15 protein-coding genes are annotated in these 16,888 nt (G+C 35.4%); all 15 read right to left on the reverse strand.

What is annotated here, in order from left to right:
* Nucleotides 1-489: 489 nt before the first annotated feature.
* Entirely contained in the window at nucleotides 490-1,626 is a 1,137-nt protein-coding gene (locus tag H8S00_RS12775) for a glycosyltransferase family 1 protein (protein WP_186840673.1), read from the reverse strand.
* A gap of 75 nt (nucleotides 1,627-1,701) precedes the next feature.
* Nucleotides 1,702-2,889 (reverse strand): glycosyltransferase, encoded by a 1,188-nt coding sequence (locus tag H8S00_RS12780; RefSeq protein WP_118589568.1) that lies wholly within the window; start codon nucleotides 2,887-2,889, stop codon nucleotides 1,702-1,704.
* Complete coding sequence (locus H8S00_RS12785) at nucleotides 2,886-3,986, reverse strand: glycosyltransferase (protein ID WP_186840674.1); 1,101 nt, start codon at nucleotides 3,984-3,986, stop codon at nucleotides 2,886-2,888. The genes H8S00_RS12780 and H8S00_RS12785 overlap by 4 nt, the downstream gene beginning before the upstream one ends.
* Nucleotides 3,987-4,039: 53 nt before the next feature.
* Complete coding sequence (gene rfbC / locus H8S00_RS12790; protein ID WP_021952333.1) at nucleotides 4,040-4,642, reverse strand: dTDP-4-dehydrorhamnose 3,5-epimerase; 603 nt, start codon at nucleotides 4,640-4,642, stop codon at nucleotides 4,040-4,042.
* Nucleotides 4,629-5,519 (reverse strand): dTDP-4-dehydrorhamnose reductase, encoded by an 891-nt coding sequence (rfbD, locus tag H8S00_RS12795; protein WP_021952334.1) that lies wholly within the window; start codon nucleotides 5,517-5,519, stop codon nucleotides 4,629-4,631. Before rfbD ends, rfbC begins: the two co-directional genes overlap by 14 nt.
* A gap of 3 nt (nucleotides 5,520-5,522) precedes the next feature.
* Nucleotides 5,523-6,551, reverse strand: a complete 1,029-nt coding sequence (gene rfbB / locus H8S00_RS12800) for a dTDP-glucose 4,6-dehydratase (RefSeq protein ID WP_186840675.1) — start codon at nucleotides 6,549-6,551, stop codon at nucleotides 5,523-5,525.
* Between the two features lie 12 nt (nucleotides 6,552-6,563).
* Nucleotides 6,564-7,460 (reverse strand): glucose-1-phosphate thymidylyltransferase RfbA, encoded by an 897-nt coding sequence (rfbA, locus tag H8S00_RS12805; protein WP_186840676.1) that lies wholly within the window; start codon nucleotides 7,458-7,460, stop codon nucleotides 6,564-6,566.
* A gap of 88 nt (nucleotides 7,461-7,548) precedes the next feature.
* On the reverse strand, nucleotides 7,549-8,076 hold the full coding sequence (locus tag H8S00_RS12810; RefSeq protein WP_186840677.1) for a VanZ family protein: 528 nt from the start codon (nucleotides 8,074-8,076) through the stop codon (nucleotides 7,549-7,551).
* Nucleotides 8,077-8,118: 42 nt separating this feature from the next.
* Nucleotides 8,119-9,558, reverse strand: a complete 1,440-nt coding sequence (locus tag H8S00_RS12815) for a lipopolysaccharide biosynthesis protein (protein WP_118589575.1) — start codon at nucleotides 9,556-9,558, stop codon at nucleotides 8,119-8,121.
* Nucleotides 9,559-9,571: 13 nt separating this feature from the next.
* The gene (locus tag H8S00_RS12820) at nucleotides 9,572-10,693 is read right to left on the reverse strand and encodes a TDP-N-acetylfucosamine:lipid II N-acetylfucosaminyltransferase family protein (RefSeq protein ID WP_186840678.1); all 1,122 of its coding nucleotides are present in this window, start codon (nucleotides 10,691-10,693) and stop codon (nucleotides 9,572-9,574) included.
* 31 nt (nucleotides 10,694-10,724) lie between these two features.
* On the reverse strand, nucleotides 10,725-11,729 hold the full coding sequence (locus H8S00_RS12825; protein ID WP_118589577.1) for a glycosyltransferase family 2 protein: 1,005 nt from the start codon (nucleotides 11,727-11,729) through the stop codon (nucleotides 10,725-10,727).
* A 31-nt stretch (nucleotides 11,730-11,760) separates the two neighbouring features.
* Nucleotides 11,761-12,843 carry an acyltransferase family protein gene (locus H8S00_RS12830; protein ID WP_118589578.1) on the reverse strand — a complete coding sequence of 361 codons (1,083 nt, stop codon included), beginning with the start codon at nucleotides 12,841-12,843 and terminating at the stop codon, nucleotides 11,761-11,763.
* Nucleotides 12,844-12,993: 150 nt separating this feature from the next.
* Nucleotides 12,994-14,676, reverse strand: coding sequence for a PT domain-containing protein (locus H8S00_RS12835; protein ID WP_118589579.1), 1,683 nt, complete (start codon nucleotides 14,674-14,676; stop codon nucleotides 12,994-12,996).
* A gap of 197 nt (nucleotides 14,677-14,873) precedes the next feature.
* Nucleotides 14,874-16,016: a DegT/DnrJ/EryC1/StrS family aminotransferase gene (locus H8S00_RS12840; protein ID WP_186840679.1), complete on the reverse strand. Its 1,143-nt coding sequence runs from the start codon at nucleotides 16,014-16,016 to the stop codon at nucleotides 14,874-14,876.
* 14 nt (nucleotides 16,017-16,030) lie between these two features.
* The gene (locus tag H8S00_RS12845; RefSeq protein WP_118589581.1) at nucleotides 16,031-16,885 is read right to left on the reverse strand and encodes a fumarate hydratase; all 855 of its coding nucleotides are present in this window, start codon (nucleotides 16,883-16,885) and stop codon (nucleotides 16,031-16,033) included.
* Nucleotides 16,886-16,888: the final 3 nt, after the last annotated feature.

A 16,888-nucleotide genomic window follows, 5' to 3' on the forward strand; every position in this document is an offset into this window, starting at 1 on the left:
TAAACACATCTGCAAATCTCACATTATCTGACATGTACTTCTTGGTTGCTATATCCTTGTTTCCCATATAACACCTCTTTCCTTTAATATTTCGAGGTGTATACTATTAGTTTTTCTTATTCTTTTTATAGTATACACCGGATGTAAAAAAATTACAATAGCACAATATAAACATCATAAAGTACAAACCACCATTGCGCCTGCTCAAATATTTAATTTGTATTTATCCGTTCTTACTTTGTAGTATTTTATTTACATCTTACATTTATTATAATACATATATTTTGTTGTGTTGTCAAGTTGTTTTTATATTATGTTTTATCTTCAATATATTCTTTTCTATAATAAGTGTCATTTTGTTATCTATAGACATTTTAAACACTTAATTGTCTAAGTTTTTTTGCCACCTCTATGTATTCAGTAATTATCAGCAAACAAAAAATCCATGTACGAGCCATCTCCCACATGGATTTTCTACTTTTTCATTTTCTAATTATTTTTTCCGGCTTCTTTAAGCGCCTCCACATAAAAATCCTTCAACCACTTTGCATTTTCCTTAATGTCAAATCCGGCATTAATTATTGTTTCATATGTATCTTTTTTCTTAAAATTTTTAAGCACATCATCAATCACTTCTGCCCACTTTTCGGGAGCATCCTCTAAGGATACAACTTTAACATTTCCTGTAATATCACATTGTATAGGAACTTTGTCTGAAATTACACATGGTAAGCCTGCTGCCTGTGCCTCCACCATAGTCACCGGCAATCCTTCAAAAAGTGATGGCAGAAGGAACACATCAAAAGCCTGCACCACTTTTTCCACATCTTCCCTTACTCCCAAAAACTTTACTGAGTCTTCCAGACCTAAATCCTTTACTTTATGGCGAATCTGATTTTTTAAAGTATCATCTGCCTCTCCGCCACCTACTAAAAGAAGCACCGTATTCTTATCTCTGTCATGAACAGCTTTAAATATATCAATTAAAAAAGTATGATTCTTCTGCGGAAAGAAACGTCCAACATGACCTATAACCTTTTTACCTGAAATTCCCAGTTCTTCCCGCATACGGTTTTGAGTTTCTTCATTATATCTGTACTGATTTGCGTCAATGGCATTCTTCATTATAATAACATTATTTCTGTTTTTCTTTCCATAAAGCCAGTCCCCCGCCTCAATACCACAGGCAAACATATGAGTATTATAGTATTTAAGCATAAACCTGAAATAATACCTCATAATCAGTTTCAAATCCACTCCCAATGGGCGGTTGTGGGAATGGGAGATTCTTACAGGAACTCCTGCTTTTTTTGCTTCTTTTAACGGAAAATAACTTCTCTCCTCAAGATTTGAATGTACAATTTTATATTCCGGATGTTCTTTTAAAAAGTTATAAACTTCCTTTTTATATTGCCTAAAATATTTCGGATACATAGGGCACATATGATAAATCTTACCACCTAGCTGCTCTATCTCATCCTCGTATGCAGCCCTGTAATCCCTGTTTGTAAGAAAATCAAATTTAATGATATCCCTATCTATATTTCTCATATAATTCATAATCATAGCTTCAGCCCCACCACGGTCCATAACCGTATCAAGCACTAAAACGTGAATTGGTTCCATGTATTTCTGCTCCCTTTTTATCTTTTACTGCAATTTTCAATAACTTCATTCATCCTGCTTTTGTCACAATATATTTTATCCGGCAAGGTACTCATAAAATGCCTCTAAATCCTTAGCTGCATCCGCTATTTCATATCCTCTCTCAATCACTTTTTCTTTCATTAGGATGCTTTCAGCTTCCCGATTTTGACCATCGGCTGTCATGGATAATATTTTTTGTGCCCACTGAGAAGCATCCTCTTCTAATGATTTATACTGGATTTTTTCTGTCATATTTATGTCATAGCCCACGGCATCTGAAACTAAACAGCAAAGTCCCACCGCCTGTGCTTCCACCAATGTCACCGGAAATCCCTCTGTTCTAGAAGGCATCACCAATATATCCATTGCCTGCATTAGCTCATTTATATCTTCCCTTACCCCTAAAAGCTTAACTTTGCCCTTAAGTCCTGACTGCTGCACTTTTCTCTCAATTTCTTCTTTATAGCTAATTTCCTCTTTAGGTTTCCCTCCACCTATTAACATCATTGCGGATTTTTTATTGAGGATATTAACATTTTTAAATATATCAATTAAAAAACTTTGGTTCTTATCATGTGTAAATCTGCCTACATGTCCAATAACCAAAGTATCTCTGCTTATCTTCATTTTTTTTCGTACTTTTTCCCTTACATCTGTTGAATAACTGAACTTATCAGTGTCAACGGCATTCTTCATTAAAACCACAGTATTTTTTGAATGTTTTTCTCCCTTTACGAAACTTTCCATTTCTACCAGGTCTGCATCACTTCCGAAAAGCCATTTTGCCGCTTTTTCACCACATGCCACTTTGTGAGTACAATACTTCTGAAGCTTCCTTCTAAAATACAGCCTCATAATCATTTTCATATTACGACCACACGGAGCCGAATGAGCATGGGCAACTCTTACGGGGATTCCCATTTTCTTTGCAATTTTAAAGGCAAAGTAACTTCTTTCTTCAAGATTTGAATGAATAACATCATATCCCGGATGTTCTTCTAAGAAATTCCTGAATTCCTTTTTATATCTATGGAATTTGCCCGGATATAAAGGGCACATATGATAAATTCTGCCACCTAATTTTTCTATTTCATCCTCATAATCAGCTTTTTGTTCTCTGTTTATGAGAAAATCCATATGAATTTTTTCCCTATTAATATTTCTAAGATAATTCATCATCATGGTTTCAGCCCCGGCTCTATCCATGACAGTTATCAGCACAAGAACATTTATTTTCTTCATTTGCTTCTACTTTCATTATATACTTCTTTATATTTATTACACAGGCACTTGCTGTTAAACTCATTTAATATATCTGAATATGCCTGTTCTATCAGCTTGTCACTGTTTCCCTTTTCTATGTCTTTTAACGCCTCTACAAACTGATCTGTTTCATCGCAAATGTAACCATTATAATCATTCTTTATTACATCACGATTTCCCACTACATTGCTAACCACACAGGCTTTTTTCATATACATTGCCTCTAACAGTGAAATAGGCAACCCTTCATATCTCGAAGCCAGAATAAACGTATCAAACTTTGTGCTTAATTCCATTGCCTCTTTATGTTCCAGCCAGCCTGTAATAACTATGTTGTCAGCCGTCAGCTTATCACGCATATCCCCATCACCTATCCATACAAACTGCATTTCCGGCAATTTTTGTGCAATTTCGTTAAACAATTCCGGCCACTTCTGGTAATTAATCCTTCCTACGGTATAGGCCGTAAAAACATTCTTCTTTATATTAAAATCCTCTAAATTCTGCTCATTAGCATTAATCAAATTAGCATTAAGTTTGTCTATGTTTACTCCATTGCTAATATATGTGGAATTTTTGGTAACTATCCTGCTTTGCTCCCACTCACTTTTTCCACATGCCACTGTAAGGCATTTTCTTTTTCCAAGGATTTTTTCCATAGTTTTATAAATCTGTTGTTTAATCCCTGACTCATTTTCCATTAGGAAACTGTAACCATGAGGGGTGTAAAACATCTTTGCTTTTCCTGTTCCCACAAGCAATCTTCCCAGCGCCCCCGCCTTAGATGAATGAAGATGAATTATATCCGGCTTTTCTTTTTTTACAATCTTTCTTAATTCAATATATGCCTTAATGTCTTTTACCACATTTAAACTTCTGGTAAAGTTCTCAACCTTAATAAGTTTAATACCCTCATTAAAATAGTCCTCATAGTTTTCCGGCGTTTCTTTTCGCATACCAAAAGCAATGGATACATCAAATTCATCGCTCATGCCATTGGCTAATTCCGCTAAATATGTAAATACTCCCCCACCCATAGCCTCAACTAAATGTAAAACTTTTTTCTTTTTATTCATGTATTATCCTCATTTAAAGTCAAAATTTTCAGGTGACTTAATACTATTTTATACTAAAATCTAAATGTTTCCTTAAACCCTTTCATCTGTTTATCCTTGTCACTTAGATTAAGTAGGGTTCCATCTTCCATTTTATACCCTTTAGGTGATGCACTTCCACTATATTCCCCTATTACCTTAGGCCACTTTATGCCTATTTCAGGGTCATTCCATGCAAGACCACCTTCATCTCCCGGATGATAAAAATCCGTTACCTTGTAGCAAAACTCTGCTTCATCTGACAGCACCAGAAATCCATGGGCAAATCCTTCAGGAATATAAAACTGTTTCTTGTTTTCTTCTGACAGTTCCACACCATACCACTTGCCATATGTCTTTGAATCTCTTCTTAAATCCACAGCCACGTCAAAAACCGTTCCCTTTATAACTCTTACTAACTTACCCTGAGGATATTCCTTCTGGTAATGTAATCCTCTTAAAACACCCTTTGTGCTCATAGACTGATTATCCTGAACAAAAACCATGTCAAGTCCGGCTTCCTTCATATCGTTTAAATTGTAGGTTTCCATGAAATATCCTCTGTCATCTCCATGAACTGTAGGCTCTATCACACATAAACCTTCTATATCACATTTCGTTACTTTAATTTGTCCCATTTTCTATCTCCATTTTCTGCTGTAAATATCTTGAAAGTGCATCTTTCCAATCCGGCAGTGGTTCAAAGCCTTGATTCTTAAGCTTTGATTTATCCATTCTGCTGTTAGACGGTCTTTTGGCTTTAGCGGGATACATATCACTTCCTACCGGTAAAACCTCCACCTTACTATACTTATCATTATATTTAGCAGCCTGCTTCATTATTTCCACTGTAAAATCATACCAGCTGATGTAACCACCTTCATTTGTTGCATGATATATGCCATACTTATCGCTTTCTGCCATATCTACTAACAACCTGGACAAATCATAGGTATAAGTAGGGGTTCCTACCTGGTCAGAAACCACCGTCAGCCTGTCATGGGTAAGTCCCAGATTAAGCATTGTGTTAATAAAGTTCTTTCCGTTAATACCAAATACCCATGCAATTCTCACTATAAAGTACTTTTCCATATACTTTTGTACAGCCAGTTCACCTAAATATTTTGAATTTCCGTACACATTAAGAGGATTTCTCTCATCCTCCGGCTGCCACGGAGTCTCTCCCTGACCGTTAAATACATAGTCTGTACTTATGTAAACCATTTTGCAATTAATTTCGTTGCACACCTTGGCAATGTTTTCAGTACCTGTAGCATTTACAGCCATTACCTTTGGTACATTCTCTTCATCTTCCGCAGCGTCCACCGCCGTCCATGCTGCACAGTGAATAACCACATCAGGATTAATTTCCTTTATTATTTTATTAACTGCCACCTCATCAGTGATGTCCATTTCTTCCACGTCTACACCTACTGCCTGATGACCTCTTTTTTTCAGCTCATTCATAAGGTCAAATCCCAGCTGACCTTTTACTCCTGTTACCAGTACCTTCATCTTCTATGCTCTGTCCTTTTCAACATACATCTTTTCAAAATAATTGCGGTAATCTCCGCTTATTATGTTTTCCCACCATTCTCTGTTATTTAAATACCAATCAATGGTCATTCGGATTCCGTCTTCAAATTTTGTCTCCGGAAGCCATCCCAACTCGTTATGTATCTTTGTAGGGTCAATTGCATATCTCATGTCATGTCCCGGTCTGTCTGTAACAAAGGTTATAAGACTTTCCGGTTTTCCTAACTGCTTAATCACTGTTTTTACAACTTCCAGATTGCTCTTTTCATTGTGACCACCTACGTTATATATTTCTCCCTCTCTGCCATATCTCATAACCAGATCAATGGCACTACAGTGATCCTTTACATAAAGCCAGTCCCTGACATTTTCCCCTTTTCCATATACCGGCAATGTTTCATCAGCCAGTGCTCTTGAAATAATAAGAGGAATCAGTTTCTCCGGAAAATGATATGGTCCATAGTTATTGCTACATCTTGTTATTGTAACAGGAAGCCCAAAAGTTCTATGATATGCCATTACCAGCAAATCCGCACCTGCCTTTGACGCTGAATATGGTGATGATGTATGTATAGGAGTATCTTCCGTGAAGAACAAATCCGGTTTGTCTAATGGTAAATCTCCATATACTTCATCAGTTGATACCTGATGATATCTTTTTATCCCGTATTTTCTGCAGGCATCCATTAACACCTGTGTTCCCATTATATTTGTCTTAAGAAAAATTCCCGGATCCTCAATTGAGCGGTCTACGTGAGACTCAGCTGCAAAGTTTACAATAATATCCGGATGCTCCTCCTCAAATAATTTCTCAACACATTCCTTATCTGCAATATCTCCCTTAACAAATCTAAAGTTAGGGTTCTTCATGGCTTCTTCTAATGTTGCAAGATTTCCTGCATATGTAAGCTTGTCAAGACATATTATTCTATCCTCCGGATGCTTCTCCAACTCTAAATATACAAAATTGCTTCCAATAAATCCTGCTCCACCTGTAACTATTATATTCATAATTCTTTTTCCTTATCTTAATTCCTTTAACATTTCTATGTATTTTCCATCAACAACATCTTTAAGGTATCTGCCATACTCATTTTTCTTCATCATTTCATATGCCTGCATAACCTCTTCCCTGGAAATCCAGCCATTTAAATATGCGATTTCCTCAGGGCATCCTATCTTTCTGTGCTGATGTTCTTCCATCGTCTTTACAAAGTTAGTAGCTTCCACCAGACTCTCATGAGTTCCCGTATCCAACCATGTAAATCCCTGTCCTAACAATTCCACATCTAATTCATTATTGTTAAGATACATTGCATTTAAATCTGTTATTTCCAGTTCACCTCTGGCAGAAGGTTTTAATCTCTTAGCATAATCAACCACTTTATTGTCATAAAAATAAAGCCCTGTTACACAATAATTGCTCTTTGGATGTTCCGGCTTTTCTTCAATGGATATAGCCCGTCCATTTTCATCAAATTCCACAATTCCAAATCTTTCCGGATCATCTACATAATAACCGAATACCTTAGCACCGTTTTTTATGGTTGCTGCATCTCTAAGCTTCTCCGTTAGTCCGTGACCTGTAAATATATTATCGCCCAAAATCATGGCAACGCTGTCATCACCGATAAAATCCGCACCTATAATAAACGCCTGTGCCAATCCGTCAGGACTCGGTTGCACTGCATAAGTTAAATCAATGCCAAAGCGGCTTCCGTCCTGCAATAATTCCTTAAATCTCGGTGTGTCTTCCGGCGTGGATATTATCATTATATCTCTAATTCCTGCTGTCATAAGAACTGACAACGGATAATAAATCATCGGTTTGTCATATATAGGTAACAACTGCTTTGATGTTACCATAGTCAGTGGATACAATCTCGTTCCTGAACCACCTGCTAAAATAATTCCCTTCATATCTGACTTCCTTTGTTTTTTAATAATTATTCTATGATATTTTATCATTTATAAAATAGGCTTTCAATAGTCAATTAAAGAGAGTACTTCATACCCTCTTGTTTTTTATTACGCGGTATAATATATAACCTATGTACGTGCCTAAGGTATTCATTATTAAATCCTCTGTCTGAACTACTCCACAACACAAAATCAGTTGCATTGTTTCAATAAACAGACTCATTAAAAACCCCATAAGAACGCATACTTTAACGTTCTTTGCCCTGTTCCACACAAAAGGGAGTAATGTTCCAAGAGGTATAAACGCCAAAGCATTGGCAACGGCATATAAAATTATATACCTGACACCACCTGCGGTGTTAAATGGAATCAGGTCAATTTTACTTATACTTCCTATTTTTCTGGAAAATAAGGTCATATATAAAATAACTGTCATGTATATACACAGTGCAATATACATTTTCTTATTTGTTATCCTTCTGTTTAATACCTTTTCATATACCAGCATTAATACAATCACCAATATGCTAATTGGAATTCCAAATGGGGCAGCTTCTATTAACCTAAAAAGCAATGTTTCTATATGTTCAAAGAATCTTTCTATTATTTCATCCATTATCTGAAAACATCCTCCCTGCCAGTACAGGTATACAGTCTATTAACGCTTCTTTTTTACTATTGATAATATATAATTTAAGCTTTCAAATTTCAAAAGCTTTGCTCCTGCAATGTATATCACAGCACCAACAATTACCTGTATTGGCAACAATGCAAAATCATTTAGATTTATTTTTCCAATAGCATATACAACCATAGCCATAAAAGCTCCCAGCAACATAGATGGCAGCATATCAGCTAACTGTTCTCTGTATTTATACCCCAACAATTTTCTGTTTGGTGTAGCGTTTACAATTGCGCTCAACGGCGAAGTTATCAAATATGCCATTGCCATTGCCAATACTCCAAAAGGCATTGATATTAAAATAGAAATAATTCCAATTGTCTTCTTTATAATTTCCAATTTTAAAAATATATCACTTCTTCCCACAGCTTTTATTGCATTCAAATTAGCTGTATGTATAGGCCAAAATCCATATGTAAAGCAAAATATTTTCAAAAAAGGTACGCACTTCATCCACTTTTCAGTAAGCAAAATTCTAACAACCGGCTCCGCGCATGCCGCCAATCCAAGAACTATCGGCCATATTATAAAACTACTTGTTTTTATGGCACGTCTGGTCATGGCTTTTACCCTGTCTATTTCATCCTGCTTAGAAGAGATCGCCGGAAATAACACGCTATCTATGGCAACGTTTACATTTGTGATTACCAGATATGGTAAATGTTTTCCTTTGTTATAGTATGCCAAATCAGCAGATGAATACACTTTGCCTATTATTACCTGGCGAATATTATTGTACACGGTATCCAACAGTGATGATGCCAATAACTTCCAACCATATGCAAATAATCCCTTTAGCCTTTTAAAAGAGAACTTTAACTTTGGTCTCCACTTTACTGTTATCCATAAAATTATTGTGTCTACTGTTTGGTTGAATATCTGCTGTGCAACTAATGCCCACACTCCAAATCCGGCATATGCCATGGCAATTCCCACAACTGCAGAACCAATTGTTCCTCCCAATGTTGAGAAGAAAAACTTTTTAAACTGCATAGTCCTTGACACATATGCCTGCTGTACATTTTTAACACCGGATATTATTAACGTAAGACTCAGCACTCTTACCACTGCCGTTAATTCCGGATTTTCATAAAATGCCGCTATCCACGGTGCCGCAACAAACATCCCTGCATATAAAACTATACACAGTAACATGTTGAAAAAGAATACCGTTGAGAAATCCGTGTCATCTGCATTCTTTCTTTGTATAAGTGCATTGCCCATTCCGCTATCAACAAATACATTTAAAATATTTGTAAATACCGTTACCAATGCAATAACACCATATGCCTCCGGTGCTAAAAGACGTGCAAGAACAATAGATACAACAAACGCTATGCCCTGCGCTCCACATCTTTCAGCGAATCTCCAAAAGAAATTTTTAGTAATATTCGTTCTACTTGTCATATTATCCATTTAAAATTCCCCTTTATCTATTGTATTTTTCAGTCACACTGTTATAAATATTTCTCCACTTTTCAACCTTAGCAGACATGTCCGAAAAATGTAAAATAAATTTGTTAAATTCTTCCTGATCTGTTATTTCAAAATCAGAAATAAATTCCTGAAAACTTAGATTTTCAATATCATTGCAATCCTGTATAGGTACCCCGTTTTCCCTAAAATACTTATACATTACACTATCTTTTGGCATATATAATTTAACATTTCTGCACACCATTCTATTGATATTTCCCAATCCACACTGACGTTGCGTATCAAAAATTGCAATATCTATTCTTTTCATCAATTCAAAATATTCATCTGCCTTCATAAAATCTTTTAGTGCCATAATCTTGCCCGGAAATAGCTTTTCCGCATATTCTGCAACTTCCGTTGCATATTTGTCATTGTCATTTCCATAACTTAAAGGCAAAAATATCTTTATTTTTTCTTCCGCAAAATGTTTTAGAGAATCGAGAACTTCCTTATGGTTGAGGCTTTCCATAGCATTATGCCCTACCTGTATGTATATTTCCTGCCCCTTCTCTCTGCTATCCCTCAACTGTCTATATGGTGTATAATCCTGCAATTCCTTAGCCACCTTTGCAGAACAATACGGTGCATAAAATACCTTGGTTTTGGATTCCGGATATTCGTTTCTATAATAATCACAATCAGGTGGAAATATTCCCACCATTGCATAAACTTTAGTTCTAAATGTCGTATTTAGGTATTCATGGATGGCCTTATTTATTCCTGTCCACTCTCCTCTCCATGAATATAAATCAAACCCCCACTCTATCCATATTAATTTCTTCATTACACTTCTGTTTAATAAAAATAATCCCTTAGCTTTATCATCTAAAAACAGGGAATGGAGCACTATACAATCATATTTTTTTACTATATTGAGAAGTTTTACCGTAGACTTAACTGAAGAATCCCAAAACATTTCCTTTTGCTCTATAGACAGACTATCATTTAGCATAGTCTCCTGACCTTCTCTCAAATACAGTATTGCATGTCCATCATTGGCAAAATATTTATCATAAAATTCTGATATTGATTTTGTAAACTTCTCTTTTCTCATAATATGAATTGTTCTCATAATAATCTAACCTTTCCTCAAAGATTCTTCTTTATTTTCCTGATATTTCAAACATAAAAATGCAGACATAATACAATTTAAGCCTAAGCAACAGGCACATAACCTGACTTTTTTTTCTCATTCTGCTTAAGTCAACCGTTCTAATTGCATTTTGATAATCATCTTTTTCAAGAATTTTTCTTAATTCTCCGGCTCTCTGGCTTCTCTTTTTGTATTCCTTCTTTCCCAACATCAAATAATTATACTCCATAAGGAATGCCACCAGCAGATAATTCAACTCACAACTATAATCAATATCTTTTATATTCTCAATATGTTTTTTAAATTCATAATAAGTTTTTTCCAATATATCAACTATTTTCACATTTAACCTATTACATATACTAGAGTCATTATCCGTTGTATATATATATCCATAAAAATCATAAGAAAAAGCCATAGGATTTTTATTATAGCAGTCAAACATAAATATTCTATCCTGAGCTTTTTGTATTCCCCTAACAAATCTAAGATTATTATCATCTATGAAACTTTTTTTTATTATTTTTCCCCAACATGCTCCATAGTTATATTCATTGTCCTTCATTTCCAGGATACTTCTGTTTATTTTTTCAATATCGGGAGTAATATCTCTTAAATCTAATGAGCCATCATCTGACTTTTCTTCACCGGCTACCATATATTTAAAGCATAATATATCAGCATTTTTTTCTCTTGCTTTGTTCAATACATCTCCTAAGGATTTCTTTCTGATTTTATCATCCGGGTCAACAAAACATATATATTGCCCTCTTGCAGTTTCAATTCCCACATTTCTTGCTATTGAAACACCTTCATTTTTTTTATGAATAACCTTAATGTTCTTATCCCTGTCCGCATACTCGTCACATACTTTTCCACAGTTATCGGGAGAGCCGTCATCTACAATTATAATTTCCATTTCTGCAATATCTTGTTTAGTTAAACTCTCAATGCATTCCCTAAGCATTTTTTCATTAATTTTATAAACAGGTATAATTACAGATAATTCCATCATTTCTAATCCTCTTTTGCTATTTTTTCATATACTAATTCTGTTTTCTTTCCGCAAAACATTCCTTATTAAGAGACTCTATCTTAGACAATTTATTCATTATTGGCTTTTCCAAAAACCTTTTTCTTAACATATCAATTATCATGCATACAAGAAAAACACAAAAAACTGATAGAACGGCATGTAGCGACAGCCATTTTGAATCATAATATTTACAGTTATCAAAAACCGTTTGCCACAAAAACCTTGTCATTGCCCTTCCCTGGGTGTGAATAAGGAATATTCCAAAGGTAGATGCCGAAACCATATTTACATATTTATTATTACGTATTTTAATATTTTTGAAAGTTAAAAAGAATCCCATTGCACATGTTAGTGCCAGTAATTTGTTGCTATCTACCACCATATAGTACGGCTGTTCAAAACCTGCAATTTTGTAACCAACAAAATCCACACATAAAATACTGGCAAATATCAGCACCAATGAACCCGCCATCAATATCATTCCATATTTTATACTTTGTGTATACTTGTTTGGATAAATTCTTATATATGATGCAATAAAATAAAGCGTGACATACCATCCAATGTAATTCCAGGTGTCATTCATTATGGAAAACGTGGATATAATGGTATATATAAACAACAGTATACCGCATAATTTCAAATGCATTTCTCTCTTTAGTGCTTTTCTCATCCGATTTAAAAATGGAATCAACATATAGAATGCCAAAAAAGACCCCATAAACGAAACATTGACACCATAAATCATATTGAATAAAACTCTTACTATGCGTCTTAAAGATAAAACATCATATCCTGTTATAACAAAAATTATATAAATGACAATAGCATAGAATTTCACTTCCAAATATAGCTTTAACACTTTCTTCCATGTCAGTTTATATTGGCACATAAAATAACTGCTTATTAACACAAATATGTTAATTGCCATTTTTCCTCCAAATCCAAAGAACTGCAGAAATATCATATTCGCTGTTATATTGCTATAATCATATAACTGAACAATCCCTGAATTCACTACATAATGATGCGCAATTATTATTAACATTGCCACTATTCTTAATATTTCTAAGTTAGAGCTTCTTTCCTTCATTAACCGATTCCTTTATTCGTCAACCAACTATTTAATACTTTCGTTCATACAATATACTATTCTAACACAAAATCTGACATTCTCATAGTCAAAGAAAAAGGTTGCCATACTAAGATGACAACCCTTTATATTCTTAATATAATTGCTAAATTACTGTACTGTAAGTGTAGCTACATCTGAAATTACTGTATTTCCACTTCCATCTTTAACGATACATCTATACTGTTTTGTCTTGTATGATGCAGGTATTTTAAATGAAATTGTATTTGTCTTATTTCCTGCGATTGATGTATTTACCCAACTTCCAGATGCGTTAAGTGTCTGCCACTGATATGTAAGGTTTGCACCAACTGCACTTACACTAAACTTAGCTGTTGCTCCAGCCTTTGCTACTAAATCCTTTGGCTGTGATGTTATAGCTAATCCTTCTTTTCCAACTGTTAACTTAGCTGCACTTGATGTAACACTTGCTCCTGTTACATCTGTAACTATTACTCTGTAGTATTTTACCTTGTATGATGCAGGAATTACCAATGAAATTGTATCTGTATTGTGTCCTGAAACCTTAGTATTATTCCATGTTGTTCCATCAGAACTTGTCTGCCACTGATATGTAAGACCTGTTCCTGTTGCTACAACCTTAAATGTTGCCTTATTTCCTGCTCCTGCTGTAACGTTAGCAGGCTGTGATGTTATAGCTAAATTTCTATTACCAACTGTAAGTTTTGCTGCATCAGATGTAACTGACTTACCTGTTGTAGCATCTGTAACTATTACTCTGTAATATTTTACTGTATATGTTGCAGGAATTGTTAATGTGATCTTTGCTGTATTATGACCTGCAACTTTTGTGTTCTTCCATGTTGTTCCGTTAGAACTTGTCTGCCACTGATATGTAATCTTATCGCTTCCTGCTGCAACAACATTAAAGCTTACTTTCTTTCCAACAGGTGCTGTAATGCTCTGTGGCTGTTTTGTAATTGTTAAGCCTTCAACTGTTTCACCAACTGTCAATACTGCAACATCTGATGTAACGCTGTTTCCATACTTATCGCTAACGATACATCTGTACTGCTTTGTCTTGTATGATGCAGGTATTGTAAATGAAATTCTGTTTGTCTTATTTCCTGCAATTGATGTATTAGCCCATACATTTGATGAACTAAATACCTGCCACTGATATGTAAGTCCTTCACCTTCTGCTTTAAGGCTAAATACTGCCTTTTCACCAGCCTTAGCTGTAAGGTTCTGTGGCTGGCTTGTAATCTTTAACTCAACAGGTGCTACTGTTGGCTTCTCTGTTGGAGCCTCTGTAGGAGCTTCTGTTGGCTTCTCTGTTGGAGCCTCTGTTTCAGAAAGTGCTTCCTTCTTAAATAAAACTTTTGCTGTATTGTTACCATACTTAACAATAACTTCGTTTACATCCTGAGTAAGTGCTGATAAGTATACTACTGCACCTGCTCCGTCAATTGATGCTACGTTCTGTGAAACGCCGTTCACTGTTACACTTGTGATTGCTTCAGATACGTTAAGGTAAATACCTAACTCAGATGCCCATCCAGGCTGCTGAATGCTAACCACCTCATTAACTGTCATGTTTGCTTTGTCATAGTAGTAATTATTGTTTGAATTCTGTCCTACCAAAACCCAGTTTGCTCCAACTGTAGTCGGTTCTGTTTCTGTCTCTGGAGCTTCCGTTGTATATAACCACCAGAACGGGTTAGTTATAACGTCTCCGTCGAATTCATATGGATCATTTACGTTTGCCCCCAAAACTGTGATCGCGCCTAATGTTACCACTACCGAGAATAAAATTGCTAAAAATTTCTTCATTATACCTTCTCCTTCCTTTTAACTCGGACATAACCATATGAGTTATATTACCATATTACCAAATTTTTTTAAAGACTTAAATATAAATTTTTCACAAAAAAATATGAGTACCTTGGTAAAAATATAACACCTATGTTTCATATTTTTTTATTTATCAATTTATGTATGCACATTTTATATATTTTTCATTATTTGTTTTAACAATTATTTAGAATAATTTCACAAATCCTGTCTACGTCATCTATTTTCAAATCTGAATATATTGGTAATGTAAGCACCTGTAAAGATACTTTATAAGCCACAGGAGTATCTTTAACATCAAACATTCCCTCATAACATTCATAAGAATTAGTTAAAGGATAGAAATATTTCCTTGCTCCAATTCCATGTTCTGCCAGCAAATCAAATACTTCATCCCTGCTTTTTCCGAATTTATCTTTGTCAAATAAAACCGGAAAATAAGCATAGTTGCTTTTTACTGCGTTTTGACCAAGGTTCAGTTTTATTCCTGCAACTCCATAGAGATTTTTAACATACTGTTCAAAAACCCGTTTTCTCTTCTCTATCTCATGGTCTAGATGCCTTAAATTACAGATTCCCATAGCCGCCGCAAATTCATTCATTTTGGCATTCCCACCTATAAATTCAGTAGTTTCCGGACCTGTAATGCCAAAGTTCTTCCATTCGTTTAATACCTTCTTCATGGATGAATCCTTAAAGCATACCGCGCCGCCTTCTATAGTATTAAATACCTTAGTGGCATGAAAGCTGAACATTGAGGCATCCCCAAATATTGCACTGCTTACCCCGTTTTTTTCCACGCTAAAGGCATGAGCCGCATCATAAATCACCTTAAGATTATGTTTCTTTGCAATCTTTTCAATTTTTTCCGTGTCACAAAGATTTCCGTATACATGAACCGGAACTATTGCACAGGTTCTGTCTGTTATCAATGCTTCTATTTTGTCCGGATCAAGGGTGTAATCATCTTCCTTAATATCGCAAAATACCGGTTTTAACCCCTTGCGCACAATGGCATGGGTAGTTGATGCAAAAGTAAATGGTGTTGTAATTACCTCATTTTTAGGTTCTCCCCAGGCATTCTTTTCTTTTCCTAACTGAAAAGCTTCCAAAATACATTCTAATGCCTGATGACCGTTTACAAACAATGCAATATTCTCTTTTGATATCCCAAGATAATCTGCCAGATCCTTTTCTAACTGCTTGTGCTTTACACCCATATTAGTAAGCCAATGGTTGTCCCACATATCCTTTATTTCATCTGCATATTCCTCAAAAGGCGGCATGGATGATCTTGTCACTAAAATCTTTTTGTCCATTAATTCCTCCCTAATTAGTCTAATTCTACTGAAGCAATTCTCGGTTCAAAGCAACAACATGGTCTTAAACATACCACACGGACTCCGCTGGCACGTTGTGGACCTACCTTCATAAATGTGGCAAGCACTGTGGTGTCCCCTCCCAGACCTAAAGGTCCGGTTCTCTCTTCATTAACCTTTTCAGTAATGTATTTTTCCATAGGACTTTGTCTGTCATATGTGCCATCCACCAAAGCTTCTAACATCATTGAAGCTGCCTCATAGTTAGAACGTCCAACTCCTACTCCCAATGTACATGGGGTACAGCCTAGCTGCTTTGTTGCCTCCTTAGCCCATGACACAATTTCATCTAATACAACATTGGTATCGTGTTTGTGAAAAACCCTGTAAGTTCTGCCTCGTATAGCCGGTCCTCCTCCAAACATTAATATGTTAAGTTTAATTTTATCCTCTTTAATATTTCTAATAAGTATAGGTGCCGCCTCTAACATTCCCGGGTCATCCTCTAACCCCTGGGACTGGTCTATTCTCTGGCTGTCATTGCCTTTTATTGCCATTGGTCGTCCCGGAAGCTTTCTAAGACCATATCTCACGCCTTCTTTAATGGACTCAATCATTTCACCGGTTATGGCTTTACCCGGTCCCACTTCTAAAACCAAATGGGGAATACCTGTATCATCACATAACGGACTTTGATTTTTTTCTGCAACATAGGCATTTTCCAATATTTTTTCCATTGTCCATTTTGCCTGCTCATTAGTTTCCTTAGCTATTGCCTTTTTATATGCTTCTTTTTTATCTCCAAGGAATGTGGAGCCTGCTTTTACCAATGTGTCACATACCTTTGTAACTATTTTTTCGTCATACATATT

The organism is Eubacterium segne (assembly GCF_014287775.1).
Lineage (GTDB): Bacteria > Bacillota > Clostridia > Lachnospirales > Lachnospiraceae > Eubacterium_G > Eubacterium_G segne.